This window comes from Brevibacillus centrosporus, from assembly GCF_046622605.1.
GTDB lineage: Bacteria > Bacillota > Bacilli > Brevibacillales > Brevibacillaceae > Brevibacillus > Brevibacillus centrosporus.
In genome coordinates, this window is the sequence record NZ_CP176856.1 from 1,355,922 (window position 1) to 1,378,138 (window position 22,217).

The following is a 22,217-nucleotide window of genomic DNA, read 5'->3' on the forward strand; positions in this document are numbered from 1 at the left end:
CATGATTCTCGTATTGGCTGGAACGAGCGATGCGCGGGAGCTGGCAATCATGATTCAACAAGCCGGTTACGAGCTGCTCACGACAGTGGTGACGGACAACGCCGCCAAAAGCATGGAGGAAGCGGGGGTCCCCGTTCAGGTAGGCCGATTGACCGCTGCGGATATTCAGGCACTGATCGTGGAAAAAGGCGTGCGGGCAGTCGTCGATGCCAGTCATCCATTTGCAGAGGAAGCATCCAAAAATGCGATGGCGGCTGCGAAGGCAGCTGAGGTTCCTTACATTCGCTACGAGCGGGAAAGCCTTTCTGCGCCGGGCAGCGAAAAGCTGATCATGGTGGATGACTACGTGCAGGCGGCTGAGCTGGCTGCTGACAAACGCGGAGTCATCATGCTGACGACTGGAAGCAAGACGCTGAAGACCTTTACAGACAGATTGCTTGGACTGCCAGAAACGACGTTGGTAGCGAGAATGCTGCCGCGCATTGATAACATGCAAAAATGCGAAGAGCTGGGGCTCGAACAGAAAAACATCGTCGCGATGCAGGGGCCATTTTCCAAAGAGCTGAACAAAGCCCTCTACGACCATTACGGCGTGACGCTGATGATTACCAAGGAGAGCGGCAAGGTAGGCGCCTTTGATGAAAAGGTGGAGGCTGCGCTTGAGATGGGGATCGAAACAATCGTCATCGGCCGCCCTCAGATCGACTATGGCACCAAGTTCTCTGATTACGAAAATGTGCTGGGCCAATTGAACCTAGTAACAGGAGGAAACTAACCATGGATTTTCGTACAGATTTCAAACCAGTGACGGTACAGCCGCAAGAAATTGAAGACCTGAGCTTCCAGATGATCGCTGACGAGCTGGGCGAGCATCCTTTTACCGATGAGCAGTTCCCTGTCGTACAGCGCGTCATCCACGCATCCGCAGACTTTGATCTCGGACGCAGCCTGGTATTCCACAAGGATGCCATCCATTCAGGGATTGCAGCCATCCGCAGCGGGAAAAAGGTCGTAGCTGACGTGCAGATGGTGCAAGTGGGGATCAGCAAAAACCGCATCGAAAAATATGGCGGCGAGGTAAAGGTATACATCTCCGACCGCGATGTCATGGAGGAAGCAAAGCGCCTGAACACCACGCGTGCGATTATCTCCATGCGCAAAGCGATCAAGGAAGCGGACGGCGGCATTTACTGCATCGGAAATGCGCCTACCGCCCTGCTCGAGCTGATCCGCTTGGTGAAAGAAGGCGAAGCAAAACCAGGCCTCGTCATCGGAATGCCAGTTGGCTTTGTATCCGCTGCTGAGTCCAAGGAAGAGCTGGCGAAGCTGGACATTCCGTTCATTACGAACATCGGACGCAAAGGCGGCAGTACGGTAACGGTTGCGGCATTGAATGCGATCTCCATCATGGCGGAACGGTTGGACTAAAACCATGGCGGCAAAAGCAGCGACGGATGATAAAGAGGCAAAACCCCTTCGCCACGGTTATACAACAGGATCCTGCGCAACGGCGACGACGAAGGCTGCTTTGATCGCGCTGATCACCCAAGAGCCGCAGCGGGAAGCAACGATTCGTCTGCCGATCGGTGAAACCGTGACTTTCCAGATGGAGAGCTGCGAGTTCACCGAAGCTATGGCGACTGCGTCTACTATCAAGGATGGCGGTGACGACCCGGATGCTACGCACGGTGCCTTGATCATCAGTACGGTGGAGTGGCTGGATGAGCCGGGAATCATTTTGGACGGAGGAGTCGGTGTAGGACGGGTGACCAAGCCAGGGCTCCCTGTCCCTATCGGCGGGGCGGCGATCAATCCCGTTCCGCGAAAAATGATCCGCGAAGCCGCGCAGGAGGTCCTTGATCAGTTTGAAATCGATCGGGGAATCAAGATTGTGATCTCTGTGCCAGCTGGTGAAGAGATTGCAAAGAAAACGTTGAACGGAAGGCTCGGCATACTCGGTGGCATCTCCATTTTGGGGACGCGCGGTATCGTGGTGCCGTTTTCCACTTCTGCCTACAAGGCGAGTGTGGCACAGGCTGTCAATGTCGCCAAGGAAGCTGGCTGCGAGCATATCGTCCTTTCTACAGGAGGCAAAACCGAAAGCTACGGGATCGAGATGTACCCTGAGCTATCGGAGGAGGCCTTTGTAGAAATGGGCGATTTCGTCGGTTTTTCCCTGCAGCAATGCAAGCGCAAGAAAATGAAGAAGGTGACGCTCGTCGGGATGATGGGCAAGTTCTCCAAGGTCGCGCAGGGAGTCATGATGGTGCATTCCAAAAGCGCGCCCATAGACTTTGGACATCTCGCCCAGATGGCGGAGCAAGCAGGAGCATCCGAAGAGCTGCTCGTCCAGATTCGCGAGGCGAATACAGCTGCGCAGGTCGGCGATTTGATGGCTGACACGCCTGCCTTCTTTGAAATTATGTGCGAAAAATGCTGCCGTGCCGCCCTGAAGGAAGTAGGCGGCGGGATCGAGGTGGAGACCGTGATCATTACGATGAAAGGGTCCCTGTTGGGAAAGGTGACGATCGATGACACAGACCATGAAAGTGATCGGGATCGGGGATGACGGACAGCAAAGCCTGCTGCCGTTGTACCGTTCATGGATAGAAGAAAGTGAACTATTAGTCGGCGGCGAGAGACATCTGTCGTTTTTCCCTGAGTACGCTGGCGAAAAACGTGTGCTAAAAGGTGGACTCACGGCGTTGGTAGAAGAGCTGCGCAGCGAGACGAGAAAGACTGTGATTCTCGCATCGGGCGACCCGATGTTCTACGGAATCGGCAGTCTACTCGCCAAAAAGCTGAACGTGGAGATTTATCCGCATCACAGCTCAATTCAGCTCGCCTTTGCCAAAATGGGAGAAGCGTGGCAGGATGCGGCGCTGCTGAGCGTACACGGCCGCAGCATCAAGGGGCTGGCGCAGCGCATCGACGGCAAGGAAAAAGTGGCTTTGTTGACGGACGCCCAAAACAGTCCAGCAGCGATTGCAGGCTACCTGCTGTCGTTTGGGATGACGGAGTACGACGCGTTTGTAGCGGAAAATCTGGGGAGCGACGAGGAAAAAACGGGATGGTACACGCTGGATGAAATGGCCGACGGCGTCTTTTCCGATCTGAATGTCGTCATCCTGAAAAAGCGTCGGGAAAGTCCGGTTTGGCCTTTTGGCATCGCAGATGAGGAATTTTCCCAGCGCAAGCCAGACAAAGGTTTGATCACGAAAAAAGAAGTGCGCATTCTGAGCATTGCTCAGCTGCAGCTACATGCCAAGAGCATCATGTGGGACATCGGTACCTGCACAGGCTCGGTAGCGATTGAGGCGGCGCGTATCGCACGGGAAGGCGAAGTATACGGCGTTGAGAAAAACGCGGATGACCTGGAAAACTGCCGCCAGAATATGGCCAAGTTTCGCACGGATCTGACCGTGGTACATGCGCGGGCGCCACACGGTTTGGACCAGTTCCCGGACCCGGATGCCGTCTTCATCGGGGGAAGCGGAGGAGAGCTTCGCGAGCTTTTGAACATCTGCTGCACACGTCTGCGTCCAAATGGCCGGATCGTAGTGAACGCCGCTACCATCGAAACGCTGTATGAGGCGACACAGGCTTTTGCAGCAGAGGGCTTTGAGACGTCCGTCACGCTCGCACAGCTGTCGCGCAGCAAGCCGATCTTGTCTCTGACTCGATTTGAAGCACTAAATCCGATCTACATCATCACAGCATGGGCCAAAAAGGTCGAGGAAGAAAAAGGGGGAGACAGCAAGTGACCAAGATCGGTACCTTGTACGGACTGGGAGTAGGTCCCGGCGATCCAGAGCTGATTACGGTAAAGGCGTTTCGTCTGCTGCAGCAAACGCCGGTTATCGCCTATCCGAAAAAGCGAATGGGCAGCAAGAGCTACGCGCACCAAATCGCGGAGATGTATGTGCAGCCTGCTGCCGGCAATAAGGAAATGCTCGGGCTCGTTTTCCCGATGACCCGTGATCCGGAGATTTTGGAGCGCGAATGGAACAACACGGTGGAGCTGGTCTGGGAGCGTCTCTCCGAGGGCAAGGACGTGGCGTTCGTCACAGAGGGCGATCCGATGTTCTACAGCACCTTTATCCATATGATGCGCGTGATGCAGGAGGAGCACCCCGAGGTACCGATCGTGACCGTTCCAGGCGTTTCCTCGTTTTTGGGAGCGGCTTCCCGCTTTAATCTGCCGCTCGCAGACGGCGACGAGCAGATCGGGATCATCCCGGCGACGGAAGACAGGGAAGCGATGCGTCAGGCGATTGCGTCACACGACTGCGTCATCTTCCTGAAAGTGGCGAAAGTGCTCCCGATGATCATCGGACTTCTGAAAGAAATGAATCTGGTGGACAAAGCTGCTGTTGCTACGAAAGTGACCTCTTCAGAGGAAATGGTGTGGACAGATGTTCGGGAGCTGGAGCGCGCTGAGCTCAGCTATCTTACCTTGATGGTGGTGAAAAAATCATGAAGCTGTACATCGTAGGCGCAGGCCCGGGCGATCCCGATCTCATTACGGTAAAAGGCTTGAAGCTCTTGCAAAAGGCAGACGTGATTCTCTATACGGACTCTCTCGTAAACGAGGATTTGGTAGCCTTGGGCAATCCGGATGCGGAGGTACTGCAAAGCTCTGGCATGGCTTTGGAAGAAATGGTAGAGCTGATGGTAGATCGCGTGAGCCAGGGCAAAACGGTCGTGCGTTTGCAGACAGGCGATCCGTCCGTGTACGGAGCGATTATGGAGCAGATCGCGCTCTTGAAAGCAGCGGGTGTGGAAGTGGAGATTGTCCCTGGCGTGAGCTCCGTATTCGCAGCAGCGGCAGCAGTAGGTGCCGAGCTGACCATTCCCGAGCTGACACAGACCTTGATCCTGACTCGTGCCGAAGGGCGTACGCCTGTGCCAGAGCGGGAAAAGCTGCGTGCACTCGCGGAGCATCATAGCACCTTGGCCCTGTATTTGAGCGCTACCTTGACCAAAAAGGTCGTGCGTGAGCTGGTAGAGGCGGGCTGGAGCGAGGACACACCTGTCGCAGTGGTGCAGCGTGCAAGCTGGCCGGATCAGTTCATCCTGCGTACGACGCTGAAAAACCTCGACGAAGACATGGGCAAAAACGGAATCCGCAAGCATGCCATGATCCTGGCTGGTTGGGCACTTGATCCCCATATCCACGAGAAAAACGAGCAGTACCGCTCGAAGCTTTATGACAAAACCTTCACGCACGGGTACAGAAAAGGTGTGAAAGAGTAATGGTCATTGAACTAAAAGAGGGAGAAATCCCGGTCATCCAGCAGCGCGGGGATTACGCGATCGTGGCGATTACCAAGCATGGCGTCGAGATGGCACGCGATCTGGCGCAGAAGTTTCCGGGGACGGACCTGTACTACATGAGCAAGTTTGAGCGCGGAGATGAAGAATTGCGCGGGATTCAGCTGTTTACGAACAGCGTGCGGATGCTGTTTCCCGCCCTCTGGCCTGCGTATAAAGGTCTTATTATCATCATTTCGCTGGGAGCTGTCGTGCGGATGATCGCACCGCTTTTGGAGGACAAGAAAAAGGATCCGGGAGTCGTCGTAGTCGATGATCGCGGAGAAAACGTGATCAGCGTGCTGTCCGGTCACCTCGGCGGGGCAAACGAGCTGGCACGCGAGGTAGCGGCAGTCATGGGTGCACGCCCGATCATAACAACGGCCTCCGATGTACAGAAGACGATTCCGGTGGACTTGTTCGGACGCCGCTTCGGCTGGGAGTGGGATTCGGCTGAAAAGCTAACGCCAGTCAGTGCATCCGTAGTGAACGAGGAACGAGTGGCTGTTGTGAATGAATCCGGGGAACGAGACTGGTGGATGCACGATACGCCCATGCCTCCCTCTATCCAGGAGTACCCGACCATCGCAGAGGCACAGGCAGCCGAGCCGCAAGCCGCTCTGGTCGTCACGCACCGACTGCTTCAGCCAGAGGAGCAGTCGATCCTGGACAACGGTGTGCTGTACCGTCCAAAGGTGATCGTGCTGGGGATGGGCTGCAATCGTGGCACATCGTCGGAAGAGATCGAAGCCGTGATCAAGGAGACGCTGGATGAACTGCAATTCTCGATCAAAAGCGTAAAGGCGCTCGCCACTATCGAGCTGAAGAAGGACGAAGCCGGGCTGATCGCCGTCTGCGAAAAATACGGCTGGCCCTTTGTCTGGTACTCACCTGAGCAATTGAACCAGGCAGCGATCGAGGACCCATCGGAGACGGTATTTAAATACACAGGCGCCTATGGTGTGAGCGAACCGGCAGTCAAGCTGTATGCGGGTGTTGAGAAGCTGGTGCTGACGAAGAAAAAATCAGGAAATACAACGATATCCGTCGGCTTGATGCCGTATGGGAAGGAGGAGCGCTCATGAGCGAAAGTCGACGCATCGGTATCGCCGGGGCGAGCATAGGCGAAAGTCGACGCATTGTTATCGCCGGAACCGGAAGCGGAGCAGGCAAGACGACGGTGACCATCGGACTGATGGCGGCACTGAAGCGCATGGGGCACGTCGTGCAAGGCTTCAAATGCGGCCCTGACTATATCGATCCGACCTACCATACAGCGGTGACGGGGCGTGCCTCACGCAATTTGGACAGCTTCATGCTCTCCCATGACACGGTCAAGGAGATTTTCGTTCGTGGGTCGGCGGGCGCGGACATTTCCATCATCGAGGGTGTCATGGGAATGTACGACGGAAAGGAAGCGACCAGCGACAAAGGAAGCACAGCAGAGATCAGCATTTTGACAGGCTCACCCGTCTTGCTCGTGGTCAACTGCCAGAGCATGGCGCGCAGTGCAGCAGCTATCGTCAAAGGCTTTCAGCTCTTGAATCCTGCGGCACGAATCGTCGGCGTCATTGCTAACAAGGTCGGCAGCGAAGGCCATCACAAAATCGTCAAGGCAGCCATCGAGCAGGAGTGCGGGATTCCGGTGGTCGGCTACCTGAAGCGGGAGAACGAGCTGGAGATTCCAGAGCGGCATCTTGGCCTGGTTCCTTCTGTAGAGCGTGGAGAGCTGTCTCCTTTGTTCGAGAAGCTGGCGGATCTGATTGGGGAAACGGTAGACCTGGAGCTGATCTGGGAGCTGGCGAAAGCGGAGGAGCTTAAGGCAGAGCCGAAGCTGTTTGCACCAATCGCTGCACAGATGCCGGAAGAAAAAAGTGTCACGATCGCCGTGGCCAAGGATTCGGCCTTTCATTTTTACTATCCAGAAAACCTGGAGCTTCTGGAAGCGTACGGTGCCAAGCTGCATTTCTTTTCACCGCTAGCCGGGGAGACAGTTCCACCTGAGGCGGACGGATTGTACATAGGGGGCGGCTTCCCGGAGGAGTTTGCCTCCGAGCTTTCCCAAAATCAAACGGTACTGGAATCGTTCCGCACAGCCGTTGGCGGCGGACTGCCGACGCTGGCTGAGTGCGGCGGGTTCATGTTTTTGACGGAAGCCATCGTAACGACGGATGGAGAGAGCTATCCGATGGTCGGACTGATCCCAGGTAAAGTGACGATGCAAAAGAAACTGGCTGCACTGGGCTATCGCGAGGTGCGTGGAAAAGAAGGAAACTTCCTCCTGGATACCGAGCAGCAGGCAAAAGGACATGAATTCCACTACTCCACGTACGCTACGGATGCCGAGCTGCCGCATGCCTACGAGACAAAGGGCCTTCGCGGGACCAAACCGGAGGGCTTTGCAGCGGGGAATCTGGTTGCAGGCTATACGCATCTGCACTTTGGCTCGAATCCAGAGCTGGTTACGCGCTGGATCGAACGCTGCCTGGAGGTGGGCGCGCGTGCCTAAAGCCCTTCCGTTGATGATTCAAGGGACCAGCTCGGATGCGGGGAAAAGCGCCATCGCGACTGCCTTTTGCCGAATATTCGCCCAGGCAGGTCATAAGACAGCTCCTTTCAAATCGCAAAACATGGCACTCAACTCCTACGTGACGATCGACGGCAAGGAAATCGGAAGGGCGCAGGGCGTGCAGGCAGAAGCGGCAGGAGTGCTCGCCACGACGGATATGAACCCCATCCTGATCAAGCCGACGCGGGACTCCGAGTCGCAAATCGTGGTCAACGGAGAGCCGTACGGAAACATGAAAGCGATGGCGTATCGCACCGAATTTTACGATCAAGGCTTGCGAATCATCAGCGAGTCCTATGCTCGACTGTCAGAAAGCTACGACCGAATCGTAATTGAAGGCGCGGGAAGTCCGGCGGAAATCAATCTGAACGACCGTGAGCTGGTCAACATGCGAGTGGCCCGTCTGACGAATGCACCTGTCATTCTAGTAGCGGATATCGAGCGGGGCGGCGTCTTTGCCAGTCTGGTGGGGACGCTTCAGCTGCTTGAGCCACAGGACCGGGAGCGGGTGATCGGAGTCGTCATCAACCGTTTTCGCGGAGACCTGACGCTTTTGCAGTCGGGCCTGGATTGGTTTGAGGAGTATACAGGCAAGCCTGTGCTCGGTGTCGTTCCCTTTATCCCTGATTTGTGGATCGATGCGGAGGATTCGCTCATCCTGCATCGCTACCAGGGTCAGCGGGAGACACCGAGAGATATTGATATCGCAGTCATACGGTACCCGCGCATTTCCAACTTTACGGACGTCGATCCGTTTTTTGTGGAGCCGGATTGCCGCATGCGTTTTGTCAGCCGTCTGGAAGAGCTCGGTGACCCTGATCTGATCGTTCTGCCGGGCAGCAAAAACACGCTGGAGGATTTGCAGTTCTTGCGGGAAACAGGCTTGGCAGAGCGCATCCACGAGCTGCATAGCGGAGGAAAGACGTATGTAGTTGGTCTTTGCGGCGGCTATCAAATGCTAGGCCAGTCCATTCATGATCCAGATGGGGTGGAGTCGCCGCTGCGCGAGATGGCAGGGCTTGGCCTGATCCCGATGGTTACGACCATGGAGCCGCGCAAGACGACAGTACTCTCTCGCGGTACTGCCCGTTTTGCTGGCCACCTGCTTGAATTGGAAGGCTACGAGATTCACATGGGGCAATCAGTCTACACAGAGAACGACGCACCGTTTATTCAGCTTGCGGATCGCACGGACGGCTATTGCACGCAGGAGAGGAAGCTCATCGGGACGTATTTCCACGGATTATTCCACAACGATGAATTCCGCACACAGCTGCTCAATGCCATTCGACAACAGAAAGGACTTTCCCCGATCATGGATCGCCCGTCCTTTGTGGCGCTGCGGGAGCAAGGCTACGATCTGTTGGGCGATACCGTCCGCAAGCACGTCAACATAGAGGCTATCGAAGAGCAAATGAGGCTTTATCAGGAAAAAGAGGTGCATGCAGGATGACAGATTCCACGAAACAGCTTATCGCGATTGAGCCAATAAATGAAGAAGCGGCAGCACAAGCCAGACAGCATATCGATCAATTGACCAAGCCGCTTGGCAGCCTGGGACGTTTGGAAACGCTGGCAGTCGAGCTGGCTGCAATGACAGGTATGGCGTTCCCGGCCGTGACCCCACCAGGAGTCATCGTCTTTGCTGCAGATCACGGTGTTGCGACTGAAGGCGTGTCCGCTTATCCGCAGGAAGTAACCGCCCAAATGCTGCTGAACCTGACGAGGGGTGGAGCAGGGATCAACGTGTTTGCGCGTCAGATCGGTGCCTTGCAGAAATTCGTAGACGTAGGGGTAGCGGTGGAGATCGATGCACCTGGCATCACCAAAAAGCGCATCAAGGCTGCGTCGGGAAATATCCTGCGGGAAGCCGCTATGACTCGCGAGGAGGCGGAGAGCGCCATCCAGATCGGTATGGACACGGCCCTCGAGATCGTGGAAGAGGGAGCGAAAGTTCTAATCGTCGGGGAAGTAGGCATCGGCAATACGACCGCGAGCAGTGCGATCCTGTCTGCTTTGACGGGCGCAGACCCGGATGAGATCGTGGGACGCGGAACCGGTCTGACGGATGAGGGCTGGCAGCGAAAAAAAGCAGTGGTGAGAGAAGCGCTCGCGCTGCATCGACCAGATGCCGATGATCCAATCGATGTGCTGGCAAAGGTAGGCGGGATGGAAATCGGGGCGATGGCAGGTGCAATCCTCGGAGCGGCTTCCCGTCGCGTCCCGATCCTGCTGGATGGATTTATCGCTACCGTAGCGGCACTCCTGGCTGTCCGTCTGCAGCCGGAAGCAGCGGATTATTTGATCGGCGGACACCGCTCGCAGGAGCCAGGGCACGCCTTTGTACTGAAGACTTTAGGCAAGGAGCCTCTGCTAGACCTGAACCTGCGCTTGGGTGAAGGCAGCGGCGCAGCGCTCGCTTTCCCGATTGTCGAAGCGGCTGCTCGGATGGTGAGTGAAATGGCGACCTTTGCCTCTGCAGGGGTAAGTGACCGATGAGCAGCACGGGCAAAGTTTATTTAGTTGGAGCAGGCCCGGGAGATCCCAAGCTGATTACCCTAAAAGGGCTGGAGAGCTTGCAGCAGGCGGATGTAGTCGTATACGACCGTCTGGCGAATCCTGCGCTGCTGGAGCACGCGCCAGCTGCAGCAGAGCGCATTTACTGCGGCAAGCTGCCAGATAACCATACGCTGCAGCAGGAGCGGATTAACGAGCTGCTGGCGGAAAAGGCTCTGGAAGGAAACGTGGTAGTGCGGCTCAAAGGGGGAGACCCCTGCGTGTTTGGGCGTGTAGGTGAGGAAGCGGAGCATTTGGCAGAGCGTGGCATTCCTTTTGAGATCGTGCCAGGTGTAACTGCTGGCATAGCAGCCCCTGCCTATGCCGGGATTCCCGTGACGCATCGTGAGCACGGATCGTCGTTTGCTGTCGTCACAGGACATTTGCGTGAAGACAAACCGGAGCTGGCGACAGAGAAATGGCGTGCGCTTGCTACCGGCATCGATACGGTCGCCTTTTACATGGGTGTCGCCAACCTGCCGCTGATCCGCACACAGCTGATCAAGCACGGGCGAGATCCACAGACGCCTGTCGCGATCATCTCGTGGGGGACCCTTCCCCAGCAGGTGACGCTGACAGGTACACTTGCTGACATCGAGGAGCGCTTGGCTGGACACCGTGAGTTCACCAACCCGGCGATTATCTTGGTAGGTAACGTGGTACAATTGCGGGACAAGATCAACTGGTTTGAGGCAGCACAAGCAGAAACGAATGAACATTTTATAGGCTAAATCGAAAGGGGCGATGCCTGGTGCGCTATTACCCGATGATGGTCAATCTGCAAAAGAAGCGTTGTCTGGTCGTAGGCGGCGGGCTGGTGGCAGAGCGGAAAATCCGCGGTCTGCTAGATGCGGACGCGGATGTGTACGTCGTCGCCCCTTCGTGTACGGATCAGATCGACGCGTGGTCACAGCAAGGTGAAATTGCTTGGGAGCGCCGTTTCTTTGAACCCACGGACACAGAGAAAGCGGTGCTGATCATAGCGGCTACGAACCAGCCAGACATTAATCTAGCGGTCTACCAGGCATGTCAGCCTCAACAGTGGATCAACATCGTAGATCGGCCCGACCTGTGCACCTTCACTGTGCCGGCAGTGGTGGAGCGAGGTGACATGCAGATCGCCATCTCAACGGGAGGCAATAACCCTGGACTTGCGAAAAAGCTGCGTTCGCAGATAGAGAAATGGGTAGGCCCTGAGTATGGCGACTACACGCGGTTTCTCGGAGAAATGCGGCAGCGCGTTCTTCGCTTGCATTTGGCCGAGAGCCAGAAGCGTGCCATTCTCGCAAAGCTGCTTGACGAGCGTTTTTTGGACTGGACGAGGAGCGGCGAGCTTGGGCGTAGAGATCGTGAGGCAGAACGTTTGCTGCAAGGACAGGAATCTGGAGAATAATATGAAAAAGCTCTCATACATAGGGTGAGAGCTTTTTCTTGCTCGCGCTAAGCCTGCTATTGTCTATTTGCAATCTAGCAGTAGCGATTTTTTCAACACGGAAAAAGGAAAGGAATGAGTATCTCATGTCTAGATTTATCGTGGAAGATGAGTTTTGGTCGCTGTTTCCGCAGGCCAAAATCGGAGTGGTGATTAGCCGAGGAATGGATAATTCCATAAGAGACGTAGAACTGTACGAGAAGCTGCTGAGGGAGGCAGAGAAAGATGCCGATCAATTTCTCCGGTTGGAAGAGTTTAGCAGCAATCCAGTCATATCCGTTTGGCGGGAAGCTTATCAGAAATTCAAGACAAAGAAAGGCGCGAGATGCTCCATTGAAGCTTTATTAAAAAGGGTGAAAAATGGCAATCACATTGGTACGATAAATCCGCTGGTGGACATCTATAATTCCATTTCGCTACGTTATGGGCTTCCGTGTGGTGGCGAAGATCTGGATACTTTTGTAGGCGATATTCGGCTTACCCAGGCAAATGGCAGCGAACCGTTTATTCCATTGGGAAGCGATGAGAATGCTTCACCGTACGAGGGAGAGATCGTCTACAAGGATGATGCAGGCGCCATCTGTAGATGCTGGAATTGGCGAGAAGCCGAGAGAACGATGCTGACAGAAAATACGAGAAATGCGTTCCTTTGCATGGAATTGATAGATGAATCCAGAAGCGATGAGTTTCATAGGGCGCAAAAAGAGCTTTCAGAACTCGTCTCCCAGCATCTTGGCGGAACGGTGAGAATGGAAGTGCTGGATATTCATCATAGAGAAATGACCCTCTTGGGTTAAGGCTGAAAACCTCGCTTTGGCGAGGTCTTTTCTATTAGTCCTTGACAACTTGAACCTCTTATCTGGCAAAATGTGGAGTGGACCATCAGGAAAGAGGGGGAAAGAATGGCCAATAAAGGTAAACTGCTAATGATCTTTACTCTTTTTTTCCTGCTCATGGGGATTCGGCTAGCATGGGGCTTTTGGTACCAACCGGCTGTGATGCCTTTTGCCAAGCAAGGTGTTCTGGACGCAAGCAGCTGGGACTTCACCGGGAATGGCAGTATCCAACTGAACGGAGAATGGGAGTTCTATCGAGGAGAGCTGGTCACAAGCGAGCAGCTGCCGATGGATGGAGCCACACCGCTCATGGTCCAGCTTCCCGGGGAGTGGGACAAGTACGTGTCCGACAAAAAGAAGACGTCCCTCGGCTACGGCACGTATCATCTTAAGGTACTGCTGCCAGAAGCGAAACAGAGCATCTGGGGAATTCGGGTTTCCAATATACGGTCCTCCCATCTGCTGCTTATCAACGGGCAGGTCGTAGGGCAGCAGGGCCAGCCATCGCCTCATCCAGAAGAAGTGATCGCAAAAAACGTCCCTTATTTGTCTTTTGCAAACGTAACGGGAAACCAGGCGGATATCGTCCTGCAGGTAGCCAATTATGACTTTGCAGCAGGTGGCGGCGTATTTGGTACGATTATGCTTGGCCCTATACAAGAAACTTTGGCGAGCAAGCGCAGTTCTGAATATTTTGATACGACGGCAGGAAGCGTCCTTTTTTTATTTAGTCTGTATTTCCTGCTTTTGTATGCTTACAATCGTCGTTTCCGGGAGTTCATATATTTCTCCTTGTCGAATTTTTTTGCGGCTTTGTATCTTGTTACCGGCCGTGAGCGCGTGGCACTGGACTGGTTTGACTTGTCCTATGATTGGGCGACACGCATCCAGTTTCTCTCCATGCTGGCACTTGCTTTTGCCTATTCGCTCTTCATGAAACAGATCGTGCTACCAAAAGCGAAGGACAGGATCAGCAGAGTGCTTCTGGCGCTCATCAGTCTCTCTGCGATCTCGGTCCTGCTGCTGGAAGCCAAGCAATTTACTTTTCTGCAAAGCGTCTATATTTTCATCTGCTGGATGACGGTCATGTACCATTTCCTCCTCATGCTTCGCAGAGTGTGGCACAATCCATCCAGTGTGCTATGGGTGGTTATCAGCACGTTGAGTCTGCTCTTCTACGGAGTCTTTGAAAACCTGCGGGCACTTGGCTGGACGCAGGATGACGGCTGGATTCCGCTGGAGATCATCGGATTTTCACTATCGCTGGCGATGCTAAGCACGCGCGGGTACTTTACAGCTTTGCAAAAAGCAGAGCAATTGACCGAGCGACTGCTGATTCTGGACAAGACCAAGGACCAGTTTCTTGCCAATACATCGCATGAGCTGCGTACCCCGCTGCACGCTACGTTAAGCATTTTGCAAGCCGTTGTGGATGGAGGGGCTGGTGAGCTGACTGACCGGCAAAAAGCGGAGCTAGAGCTGGCCGTGGGGATCGGACGGCGGCTCACCTATCTGCTGGACGATCTTCTGGATATTTCCCATCTGCAGGCGGGAATGGAGCTGAGGCTGTCTAGTCTGGATGTGCACGACGTGACGGCGGTCGCGCTAGATGTCATGCGTTATTTGACGGATGAAAAATCGGTACGACTCGTGAATCGAGTGCCGAAGCAGCTGCACTGGATAGAAGCGGACGAGCAGCGGTTCCAGCAAATTATCTTTAACTTGCTGTACAATGCCATTAAGTTTACACCGGCTGGAACCATCACAGTCGAAGCGGAGCAAATAGGAAAGATGGTGAAGATTCGGATTACCGATACGGGGATCGGAATCGCGGAGGATCGACAGGAAAAAATCTTTGACAGATTTGAACAGGGAGATCGTAGAACGAGTCAGGAGGGAGCAGGACTCGGTCTTTACATATGCAAAATGCTCGTGGAACGGCACGGAGGCGAGATCTCCGTCACCTCTGCAGTCGGTCAAGGCACCAGCTTTTCCTTTACCATGCCTGCAGCAAGCAGGAGTGGAGACCCCATCCACCCAAGTAACATCGAGCCAGCCATGATGCGTTCTGTTGCGCGTTTGACAGCTGCTGCTTCCGAGGATCTTCCTCTTGCCCTTTTTACCATTTACGCAGGCATCAGCAAAAGAGAAAAAGGAAGCTACCATTTTGCTGGTGGATGATGAACCGACCAATCAATATGTGATGATGAGGCTGCTCGCGACAGAGCCGTACCAGATTGTAGCCGTTTCTGACGGGCATGAGGCGCTGGAGGCATTGGAGAAGCAGCGTCATTGGGACCTGGTTATTCTCGATGTGATGCTGCCGAAAATGTCAGGGTACGAAGTCTGTCAGAGACTGCGGGAAAAGTACTCAGCTTCTGAGCTGCCTGTACTGATGGTGACGGCGCGCGGCCAAAAGGAAGATCTGCTCGCAGGCTTTGCCGCAGGAGCAAACGACTATATCACCAAGCCCGTCGAGGCGTTGGAGCTGCGAGCTAGGGTGAAGACGCTTTTGCAGATGAAACGCTCTGTCAGTGACTCGATCGAAGCAGAGATGGCGTTTTTACGTTCCCAAATCAAACCTCATTTCTTGTTCAATGCTTTAACGGCCATACTGACAGTCAGCCAAGACGATATGAAAAAGGCGCAAGATTTGCTGCTTGATTTTAGTACGTATCTGCGACATAGCTTTGATTTCGAGCAGCATGAAAAGTTGATCCCCATTGAACGAGAGCTGGAGCTGGTAGAGGCCTATCTTCGTATTGAGCAGATACGGTTTGGAGAGCGATTGGATATGATCTATAAAGTGGAGGGGGATCTGTCTGGCAGGATCCCGCCAATGACCATACAGCCGATCGTGGAGAATGCCATCCGTCATGGCGTGATGACCAAGCTGTCGGGTGGGAAAGTAAAGCTTGCTGTCTACGCTGAAAACAACGAGACAGTGATTCAGGTAGAAGACAACGGACCTGGATTTTCGGCTGGTGCAAAGACCCAGCAAATGAAGCGCAAGGGCGTCGGGCTCCGCAATATAGAAAGGCGGCTTCAGAATATGGGCGGCAAGCTGGAAATCGTGAGCAAGCCGAATGTAGGGACACGTGTCGAAATCCGAATCTCGCAAAGTCAATCCGAGCTGGAGTGAGAAAAAGCCGCCTAGTTCACTAGGCAGCTTCTTTTACATGAAAGAGGAAAGGATTCTCCTGACTCTGCGGCGATCTTTGACCACACGACGTTTATCGATTATCTTGTTGCGCTTTGAGCGAAATTTGCTAGTCGTATTGCCTGAGTGGATGATATGCACATAGTTTCGCAGGCGCAGCTTGTCATGACGCAGGCGAATGACAGCCGGATGCCCTCCGCGAAGCTTATACCGTTTGCCGCGGCGATAGCTTTTGGCTTTATAGATCAGCGTATAAAAGGCAGGGGACTTCGCATACATCGGGGCAATTCGCTTCTTTTTCGAGTCGTACATATAGCCATTCTGGTTAATGATTGCTTTGACGCCTTTTCTTCTGCGATGATTCCTGAGCTGCTGGATGTAGCTTCTGCGGTACAGGTCATCCGAATCCAGGCGGACGAGGTATAAATAACGATAGCCTTTCAGACGCTTCTTGATGCTTCTCTGATACATGCTTTTCGGGATGAACTTGATATTTCTCGGGAGCTTTTTGTATTTTCGCAGCTGCTTCTTGATGTGTTTTCGGGAACGGTCTTCGTACTCTATGAGAGCATCAAAGCCTTGATTGGTCTGTCTTTGCAGGCTCCTTCTCGTATACTTCATAAAGATCTTCATGCGACTCTTGATCCAACGCTTTGAGAATCTCTTTTTGCGGTTGTACTTTAGCTTTTTCGAGTTGAAAGCAATCCCAACAATGATTTTTTTCTTGCCTTTTCCCACTGTTTGACCCACTCTCCTTTACCAAGCGAAGCAGCAGCTTCTATAAGGTATTGAAGTTTGTCAGCTTTTGCTTTAGTCAGATATCGTCGCGAGATATAAGCACACTGACCTGTAGCATCCATTGAAAACTGCCCCTTTTGGTGAGAGCAATCTTCTTTTAAGGTATTTCAAGAAAAGGAGGCATGCTTGGTGGAGTGGACAACGATTTGGCTGTTTGTAGTTGCGGCGCTAGCTATGTTAATCATACCGGGACCAGCTGTATTCTACATTATGGCGAGAAGTATCAACCAGGGAAAAAGAGCGGGAGTCATATCCGTGCTGGGAGTATCGCTTGGTGGAGCCGTTCACGTGGTGGCAGGGGCGCTGGGAGTTTCAGCGATTCTCATGACATCGGCGACTGCATTTACCATCGTGAAATATGTAGGGGCAGCTTACCTGATCTATTTAGGATGCAAGACTTTGTTCTCTCGAAATGAAGCTGAGGCAGCTGAAACAGAGGAAGAAGCACCTGCTGTCAATCTGAAGAAGATTCTCTACCAGTCGGCGCTAGTAGAAATCATGAATCCGAAGACGGCATTGTTTTTTCTCGCATTCTTTCCGCAGTTTATCTCACCTGCAGCAGGCTCCGTCCCTGGACAGTTTATCGGGCTGGGGATTCTCTTTCTTGTCTTGGCCTTTCTCACCGATGGCAGCTATGCCCTTCTTGCCGCGCATATTCGTCAGCGGATGACGGGGAGCAAGGTGGGGGCTAGGCTGCAAAATCGGATCACAGGCTGGATTTATATTTCTTTGGGTGTGTTCTCCGCTTTTGCCAGTCCAGGAAAATCATAGAGGGACAGGACTCCTCGCATCATACAAAAGCCAGTCCAAACATGTACATGTGATATGCTCCCCTTTAAGTAGACAGGTGAAATAATAAAACCTTCTACTGAAGGGGAGTTTTTCATGCCCAAAATGCAATTTAGTCAAATGCCCTACCATAATTGAAAAGACCAAGGGAGAATGTGAATTCATGTCAACTTTGCCAAACTGTCCAACATGCAACTCCGAATACACGTACGAGGATGGAGCCAATCTGGTCTGCCCGGAATGCAGCCATGAATGGTCCAAAGAAGCAGGTGCCGATAGCACGGAAGAAAAGAAGATCGTGAAAGATGCGAATGGGAATGTCTTGAACGACGGGGACACCGTGACGGTCATCAAGGACCTGAAGGTAAAGGGAAGCTCTTCCGTTTTGAAAATAGGAACGCGCGTAAAAAACATTCGTTTGGTGGAAGTCGACCATGACATTGATTGCAAAATCGATGGCTTTGGCGCGATGAAGCTGAAATCGGAGTTTGTGAAAAAGGTATAGGGACGCGTAAGGCGAGGGCCACTCCTGTCAGGGGAATGGCTTTTTTCTGCCCGCTAATCACTCTATAATAATGGTAAGAAACGGAAAGTGGGGATTTCGATGCCAGTATCCACTGCTAGTCTGCCTAGAGTATAAAACCCAAAACTAGGAGGAATTTTGTATGAATACTGCTTTATCCAAGATGCGTTTGGAAACGGAACGGCTCATCATCCGCCCATACGTCGAGAGTGATTTGATGGAATCTTTTGAGCTGATGCAAGATCCAGAGCTGTTCACGTATTTGCATTTCGGGGTCATGTCGCAAGAAAGCTATCAGAAGCTGTTCAGCTGGTTGATCAATAGCTATCAAACGCCATTTGATGCTTCGTTTAAATACTCCTTTGCCATCTTTAAAAAGGAGACAGGTGCCTTTATCGGCTGGTGTGGAGTAGGAGTCCTGGATTTTATGTCACCAGAAAAAGAGCTCTATTATCTGATTGGTCGAAACGACTGGGGCAAAGGTTATGCGACAGAGGCAGCACGTGCACTGACGGCCTACTCGTTTGAAGTCATTGGTCTAGACCGTATTTATGCGAAGGCTGATCCGCGTAATAAAGGGTCTTTGAAAATCTTTGAAAAGCTGGGCTTTACTTTTGAACGCGAACTGCAAGGACTATCCGGGGATGATGAAGAGTGTAACGGCGAGCTGCTGTACGTGCTTGCGAAGGAGCAGTTTGAGAAGTGAAAAGCAAAAGGGAGGCGGCTTTGCATTTGCGCAGGGCAGCCTCCCTTTTCGTTATTCTCGCAGCTCCTTGGCCATTTCCACGAGTTTGCTCATCGTATTCCAATTGCGTACGGTGACAGGTTTGCCGAGTTTTTGCAAATGGACAGAAAGCTTGGCGTCGCGGACACTGTGACGGAACAAGAGATAGACATCTCGTCCAACTATTTCGTACGCATCATCGTCGTTGTTGGCTGCCGCCAGCTTCTCGATGCCGGAGGGGAGAGGCGGCTCAGGCAGGAGTGCGACATAGAGGCTTTCTCCCACACAAGTGGCAGCCGCCTCTGCAATGAGCTCTGAAGAAAAAGGACAGTGGCGGACAATTTTCTCCATCTCCTCCGCCGTTCGGATAACAACGGTAAGCGTAATGCCAAACACCGCTGCTATTTCCTGCTCGATGCGCTGCCGGACCGTGGCTTCCGCATCGGAGGATTCAAAGAGAACATTCCCGCTCTGGATGTACGTTTTGACACGGCGTAGACCGATATTTTCAAGCGCTGACCGCAGCTCTGTCATCTTTATCTTGTTTTTGCCGCCTACGTTGATTCCTCGCAGCAGGGCGACGTAGATTTGATTATTACCAGCCAAAATCGAGGGCCTTTCCGGTTTCTACATAGGTTTTGATGCTGCTGATGATGTAATGCCAGCTGTCCTTTGTACGCTCGTAGGAAGGATGATCAGCCGGCCACTGATCGTTCACCAGAGTGAGGCGCGTGCAGCTGCCTACCGTTTCGAGTGTCAGAGAGATCCTCGTTTCCAGCTCGGCATGTCTCTCATTGTAAGAAGGACCAGGATGCTCGGTATAGCTCATAAAACGATAGGGTTCAAAGGCAAGAATGTTGCCGTAGACGTGAACCGTCTCTTCCCCGTCTGCTCCAGGACCTACATACGCATAGGGAGCCCCAATCTCAAAGGTAGATTGCAAGACAGTTCCGAAAAAGATTGCTTTGGTTCCTTCTGGTGATAGGAGGGCATTCCATACTTCCTCCGGTTTAGCGCCAATATAAGTGACATACGTGAGTTCCACAAGTAGACCTCCCTTTCTATTAGCCAGACAGTTATTGTAATCATTTTCCATCATATAGGAAATACAGAAGCAAGTCTTGTAAAAACGCGACAAGCGTAGAGGAAAATGGGCATGGATTCACAGGTGCTAGGGACAGGGAAATATATCCATGGTTTGAATGTGGTAAAATAGATCGAGGATAGAGAGACTGCAAAACAGGAGGAGAAATGAATGAACACAACGGAAGAAAAAAAGAAGGCGAATCATAGACGATTAACCATCCGAAATATTATTAAAAGGGCGATCTTTATTACGATTGGTGCCGTCATTATGGCGTACGGCCTGGAAGCTGTGCTCATCCCGAACAATATCATTGACGGCGGAGTCACAGGTTTGTCCATGATCTTGAGCCATGTCACGACGATCAATCTAAGCTTGTTCTTGGTTATTTTAAACTTGCCTTTCTTTTTCCTGGGATATAAGCAAATCGGAAAAACCTTTGCGATCAGCATGTTGTATGGTATCGTAGCGCTTTCCATTGCTACTTCCTTTATGCACCATGTCAAACCGGCAGTCGAAAATGAATTGCTTGCCGTAGTTTTCGGTGGCGTCATTTTAGGGGTAGGGGTAGGCTTGACCATCCGTAATGGCGGGGTCTTAGATGGAACGGAGACTCTGGCGATTTTGGTGGAGAAGCGGCTGCCGTTCTCGGTTGGCGAGATCATCATGTTCGTGAACGTGATTATTTTCGCGATCGCAGCCTTTGTGTTCTCTTTAGAAAATGCATTATTCTCGATGATCACTTATTATGTTGCCTTTAAAACGATTGATATTGTCGTAAAAGGCTTGGACGACATGAAATCCGTGTACATCATAAGTGACAATACGACTGAGATTGCAGACGCCATTACAGAGCGCCTGGGTCGCGGGGTCACTTATTTACACGGTGAAGGTTCTTACAGCGGTGAAGATAAACGCGTCATTTTATGTGTCTTTACCCGATTAGAGGAAACCAAGCTGAAAGATATCATCCGCGAATTGGACCCGCAAGCCTTTACGATTGCAACGGATGTATCCGCCGTGCATGGTGGACGGTTTAAGAAGAAAGATATTCATTAGCAAATGGATACCCCCTATTCAATTTCATGTACATCAGAGGCTGCTGGAGCGATCCGGCAGCCTCTTTGTGTAGGATGCGAAAGGTTATTTTCGTTGCGAGTGAGGCTGTGCATGCTCTTTCCCATGATCTCAGTGAATAAGGGGAGGATGATTTCCTGCGGGGAGTTCTGTTTGGGGATCATCTACGGCAATGTAGAGCAAGTGCTTCGGATCAGCGCTGGGCGCAAAGCCAATGAAAGAAACAATTGACAGGCAGAATTCGGTTTGGTATGCTCGTTTTTGATAATGATTATCAATATCGATAATAAGTATAGGCAATGGACTTTTCCATACATAAGGGAGGCACACCGTAGGGAAGAAGCACGTTGAAGAAAAGGCGCGATCATTTACATAAAAGGAGAAGTCAGCCATGAGAAAAATGCTGCTACCTGTACTGCTCATCCTGACGATGGTGTTGAGTGCATGCGGAAAAGAAGCACCAGCACCACAGGAGAATGCTGCTGCTGCAGGAAATGAAACGAAAACTGAAACGAAAACGGGAACCGTGACCTATCAGTCAGAAAATGGCCCTATAGAGATACCGGCCGATCCGAAGCGTATTATCGGTCTGACCAACGCCCCGAACATTCTGTCTCTCGACGGCAAGCTGGTAGGGGTAGACCAGTGGACCAAAAAGAATCCTCTTTTCAAGGACAAACTGGAAGATGTAGAAACCGTCTCAGAGGAAGATCTGGAGAAAATCATCGAGTTGAAGCCCGACCTTATCATCGCTGGCTCCACCATGAAAAATTTGGATAAGATGAGCAAAATTGCGCCAACGATCGTGTACACGTGGGGCAAGCTCGATTATTTGACTCAGCAGCTGGAGATCGGGAAAGTGTTGAACAAGGAAGCAGAAGCCAAGGCATGGATCGATGATTTTACGAAACGTGCCAAGGAAACGGGTGAACAGATCAAAGCCAAGATCGGCGAAAAAGCTACTGTCTCGGTCTTTGAGTACGATGCGAAGAGCTTTTATGTATTTGGGAACAACTGGGCGCGAGGAACAGAGGTATTGTATCAGGCGATGGGCTTGAACATGCCGGACGCAGTGAAAAAGGAAGCGCTTGGCCCCGGATATTACATGATGTCAGTGGAAGTGATCCCTCAATTTGCTGGAGATTACATCATCTTGAGCAAGCCAACGGGTGAAGAGAATGCTTTCCTTAAGACAGATTCGTGGAAAAATATCCCTGCGGTCAGTCAAAACCACATGATTGAAATCGACACAGAGGCGTCCTCGTATAGCGACCCTACCACACTCGAAAATTTGTTGAAAATCTTTAAGGAAGGGTTTCTCGGCAAAGCTTAACGACTAACACAGCATGAAAAAAC

General features: G+C 52.4%; 24 protein-coding genes. 20 read left to right on the plus strand and 4 right to left on the minus strand.

Going from position 1 to position 22,217, the window contains the following annotated elements:
- The first annotated feature begins 1 nt into the window (after window position 1).
- From cobK to ACLIN2_RS07290, 15 genes are all read left to right on the plus strand, one after another.
- A complete protein-coding gene (gene cobK / locus ACLIN2_RS07220; protein ID WP_411503639.1) occupies window positions 2–775 on the plus strand; it encodes a precorrin-6A reductase in 774 nt (257 codons plus the stop codon).
- Between the two features lie 2 nt (window positions 776–777).
- The gene (locus tag ACLIN2_RS07225; protein WP_411503640.1) at window positions 778–1,428 is read left to right on the plus strand and encodes a precorrin-8X methylmutase; all 651 of its coding nucleotides are present in this window, start codon (window positions 778–780) and stop codon (window positions 1,426–1,428) included.
- Window positions 1,429–1,432: 4 nt separating this feature from the next.
- Window positions 1,433–2,569 carry a cobalt-precorrin-5B (C(1))-methyltransferase gene (locus ACLIN2_RS07230; protein WP_092266235.1) on the plus strand — a complete coding sequence of 379 codons (1,137 nt, stop codon included), beginning with the start codon at window positions 1,433–1,435 and terminating at the stop codon, window positions 2,567–2,569.
- A complete protein-coding gene (cbiE, locus tag ACLIN2_RS07235) occupies window positions 2,532–3,764 on the plus strand; it encodes a precorrin-6y C5,15-methyltransferase (decarboxylating) subunit CbiE (RefSeq protein ID WP_411503641.1) in 1,233 nt (410 codons plus the stop codon). Before ACLIN2_RS07230 ends, cbiE begins: the two co-directional genes overlap by 38 nt.
- On the plus strand, window positions 3,761–4,480 hold the full coding sequence (cobI, locus tag ACLIN2_RS07240; protein WP_310233312.1) for a precorrin-2 C(20)-methyltransferase: 720 nt from the start codon (window positions 3,761–3,763) through the stop codon (window positions 4,478–4,480). The genes cbiE and cobI overlap by 4 nt, the downstream gene beginning before the upstream one ends.
- Window positions 4,477–5,256 carry a precorrin-4 C(11)-methyltransferase gene (gene cobM / locus ACLIN2_RS07245; protein WP_122924244.1) on the plus strand — a complete coding sequence of 260 codons (780 nt, stop codon included), beginning with the start codon at window positions 4,477–4,479 and terminating at the stop codon, window positions 5,254–5,256. Before cobI ends, cobM begins: the two co-directional genes overlap by 4 nt.
- A complete protein-coding gene (locus ACLIN2_RS07250; RefSeq protein WP_411503642.1) occupies window positions 5,256–6,398 on the plus strand; it encodes a cobalt-precorrin 5A hydrolase in 1,143 nt (380 codons plus the stop codon). The genes cobM and ACLIN2_RS07250 overlap by 1 nt, the downstream gene beginning before the upstream one ends.
- A 35-nt stretch (window positions 6,399–6,433) precedes the next feature.
- A complete protein-coding gene (locus ACLIN2_RS07255) occupies window positions 6,434–7,822 on the plus strand; it encodes a cobyrinate a,c-diamide synthase (protein WP_411504517.1) in 1,389 nt (462 codons plus the stop codon).
- Entirely contained in the window at window positions 7,815–9,335 is a 1,521-nt protein-coding gene (locus ACLIN2_RS07260; RefSeq protein WP_411503643.1) for a cobyric acid synthase, read from the plus strand. Before ACLIN2_RS07255 ends, ACLIN2_RS07260 begins: the two co-directional genes overlap by 8 nt.
- Window positions 9,332–10,381, plus strand: coding sequence for a nicotinate-nucleotide--dimethylbenzimidazole phosphoribosyltransferase (cobT, locus tag ACLIN2_RS07265; RefSeq protein ID WP_411503644.1), 1,050 nt, complete (start codon window positions 9,332–9,334; stop codon window positions 10,379–10,381). Before ACLIN2_RS07260 ends, cobT begins: the two co-directional genes overlap by 4 nt.
- On the plus strand, window positions 10,378–11,169 hold the full coding sequence (gene cobA, locus ACLIN2_RS07270) for a uroporphyrinogen-III C-methyltransferase (RefSeq protein WP_092266228.1): 792 nt from the start codon (window positions 10,378–10,380) through the stop codon (window positions 11,167–11,169). Before cobT ends, cobA begins: the two co-directional genes overlap by 4 nt.
- Before the next feature lie 20 nt (window positions 11,170–11,189).
- Window positions 11,190–11,831, plus strand: a complete 642-nt coding sequence (locus tag ACLIN2_RS07275) for a precorrin-2 dehydrogenase/sirohydrochlorin ferrochelatase family protein (RefSeq protein WP_411503645.1) — start codon at window positions 11,190–11,192, stop codon at window positions 11,829–11,831.
- A gap of 125 nt (window positions 11,832–11,956) precedes the next feature.
- Window positions 11,957–12,667 carry a B3/B4 domain-containing protein gene (locus ACLIN2_RS07280; RefSeq protein ID WP_411503646.1) on the plus strand — a complete coding sequence of 237 codons (711 nt, stop codon included), beginning with the start codon at window positions 11,957–11,959 and terminating at the stop codon, window positions 12,665–12,667.
- A gap of 105 nt (window positions 12,668–12,772) precedes the next feature.
- Window positions 12,773–14,887, plus strand: coding sequence for a sensor histidine kinase (locus ACLIN2_RS07285; protein ID WP_411503647.1), 2,115 nt, complete (start codon window positions 12,773–12,775; stop codon window positions 14,885–14,887).
- Entirely contained in the window at window positions 14,880–15,848 is a 969-nt protein-coding gene (locus ACLIN2_RS07290; protein ID WP_411504518.1) for a response regulator, read from the plus strand. The genes ACLIN2_RS07285 and ACLIN2_RS07290 overlap by 8 nt, the downstream gene beginning before the upstream one ends.
- Before the next feature lie 33 nt (window positions 15,849–15,881).
- On the opposite strand, the gene ACLIN2_RS07295 is transcribed toward ACLIN2_RS07290, so the two are convergent.
- Both ACLIN2_RS07295 and ACLIN2_RS07300 read right to left on the minus strand, forming a co-directional pair.
- On the minus strand, window positions 15,882–16,499 hold the full coding sequence (locus tag ACLIN2_RS07295; protein ID WP_411503648.1) for a glycosyltransferase family A protein: 618 nt from the start codon (window positions 16,497–16,499) through the stop codon (window positions 15,882–15,884).
- A gap of 47 nt (window positions 16,500–16,546) precedes the next feature.
- Entirely contained in the window at window positions 16,547–16,726 is a 180-nt protein-coding gene (locus tag ACLIN2_RS07300; protein ID WP_411503649.1) for a hypothetical protein, read from the minus strand.
- Between the two features lie 67 nt (window positions 16,727–16,793).
- Here ACLIN2_RS07300 and ACLIN2_RS07305 point away from each other — a divergent pair, with 67 nt between their 5' ends.
- The 3 genes from ACLIN2_RS07305 (at window position 16,794) to ACLIN2_RS07315 (ending at window position 18,682) form a co-directional block, all read left to right on the plus strand.
- Window positions 16,794–17,435 carry a LysE family translocator gene (locus tag ACLIN2_RS07305; RefSeq protein ID WP_328204290.1) on the plus strand — a complete coding sequence of 214 codons (642 nt, stop codon included), beginning with the start codon at window positions 16,794–16,796 and terminating at the stop codon, window positions 17,433–17,435.
- Window positions 17,436–17,616: 181 nt separating this feature from the next.
- Window positions 17,617–17,958 (plus strand): zinc ribbon domain-containing protein YjdM, encoded by a 342-nt coding sequence (locus ACLIN2_RS07310; RefSeq protein WP_328204288.1) that lies wholly within the window; start codon window positions 17,617–17,619, stop codon window positions 17,956–17,958.
- Window positions 17,959–18,118: 160 nt separating this feature from the next.
- Window positions 18,119–18,682, plus strand: coding sequence for a GNAT family N-acetyltransferase (locus ACLIN2_RS07315; RefSeq protein ID WP_092266210.1), 564 nt, complete (start codon window positions 18,119–18,121; stop codon window positions 18,680–18,682).
- 51 nt (window positions 18,683–18,733) lie between these two features.
- Here ACLIN2_RS07315 and ACLIN2_RS07320 read toward each other — a convergent pair whose 3' ends face one another.
- Together ACLIN2_RS07320 and ACLIN2_RS07325 are read right to left on the minus strand one after the other, a co-directional pair.
- The gene (locus ACLIN2_RS07320; RefSeq protein ID WP_411503650.1) at window positions 18,734–19,306 is read right to left on the minus strand and encodes a DUF1697 domain-containing protein; all 573 of its coding nucleotides are present in this window, start codon (window positions 19,304–19,306) and stop codon (window positions 18,734–18,736) included.
- Complete coding sequence (locus ACLIN2_RS07325; RefSeq protein ID WP_411503651.1) at window positions 19,296–19,745, minus strand: SRPBCC domain-containing protein; 450 nt, start codon at window positions 19,743–19,745, stop codon at window positions 19,296–19,298. The genes ACLIN2_RS07320 and ACLIN2_RS07325 overlap by 11 nt, the downstream gene beginning before the upstream one ends.
- Before the next feature lie 210 nt (window positions 19,746–19,955).
- Here ACLIN2_RS07325 and ACLIN2_RS07330 point away from each other — a divergent pair, with 210 nt between their 5' ends.
- Complete coding sequence (locus ACLIN2_RS07330; protein ID WP_092266209.1) at window positions 19,956–20,843, plus strand: YitT family protein; 888 nt, start codon at window positions 19,956–19,958, stop codon at window positions 20,841–20,843.
- A 409-nt stretch (window positions 20,844–21,252) separates the two neighbouring features.
- Entirely contained in the window at window positions 21,253–22,194 is a 942-nt protein-coding gene (locus tag ACLIN2_RS07335; RefSeq protein WP_411503652.1) for an iron-hydroxamate ABC transporter substrate-binding protein, read from the plus strand.
- Window positions 22,195–22,217 lie beyond the last annotated feature (23 nt).

Coding starts and splice junctions, on each gene's coding strand:
- cobK (WP_411503639.1), top strand. CDS start 2: ATGATTCTCGTATTGGCTGGAACGAGCGATGCGCGGGAGCTGGCAATC.
- ACLIN2_RS07225 (WP_411503640.1), top strand. CDS start 778: ATGGATTTTCGTACAGATTTCAAACCAGTGACGGTACAGCCGCAAGAA.
- ACLIN2_RS07230 (WP_092266235.1), top strand. CDS start 1,433: ATGGCGGCAAAAGCAGCGACGGATGATAAAGAGGCAAAACCCCTTCGC.
- cbiE (WP_411503641.1), top strand. CDS start 2,532: ATGACACAGACCATGAAAGTGATCGGGATCGGGGATGACGGACAGCAA.
- cobM (WP_122924244.1), top strand. CDS start 4,477: ATGAAGCTGTACATCGTAGGCGCAGGCCCGGGCGATCCCGATCTCATT.
- ACLIN2_RS07250 (WP_411503642.1), top strand. CDS start 5,256: ATGGTCATTGAACTAAAAGAGGGAGAAATCCCGGTCATCCAGCAGCGC.
- cobT (WP_411503644.1), top strand. CDS start 9,332: ATGACAGATTCCACGAAACAGCTTATCGCGATTGAGCCAATAAATGAA.
- cobA (WP_092266228.1), top strand. CDS start 10,378: ATGAGCAGCACGGGCAAAGTTTATTTAGTTGGAGCAGGCCCGGGAGAT.
- ACLIN2_RS07280 (WP_411503646.1), top strand. CDS start 11,957: ATGTCTAGATTTATCGTGGAAGATGAGTTTTGGTCGCTGTTTCCGCAG.
- ACLIN2_RS07285 (WP_411503647.1), top strand. CDS start 12,773: ATGGCCAATAAAGGTAAACTGCTAATGATCTTTACTCTTTTTTTCCTG.
- ACLIN2_RS07295 (WP_411503648.1), bottom strand. CDS start 16,499: ATGAAGATCTTTATGAAGTATACGAGAAGGAGCCTGCAAAGACAGACC.
- ACLIN2_RS07300 (WP_411503649.1), bottom strand. CDS start 16,726: ATGGATGCTACAGGTCAGTGTGCTTATATCTCGCGACGATATCTGACT.
- ACLIN2_RS07310 (WP_328204288.1), top strand. CDS start 17,617: ATGTCAACTTTGCCAAACTGTCCAACATGCAACTCCGAATACACGTAC.
- ACLIN2_RS07315 (WP_092266210.1), top strand. CDS start 18,119: ATGAATACTGCTTTATCCAAGATGCGTTTGGAAACGGAACGGCTCATC.
- ACLIN2_RS07330 (WP_092266209.1), top strand. CDS start 19,956: ATGAACACAACGGAAGAAAAAAAGAAGGCGAATCATAGACGATTAACC.
- ACLIN2_RS07335 (WP_411503652.1), top strand. CDS start 21,253: ATGAGAAAAATGCTGCTACCTGTACTGCTCATCCTGACGATGGTGTTG.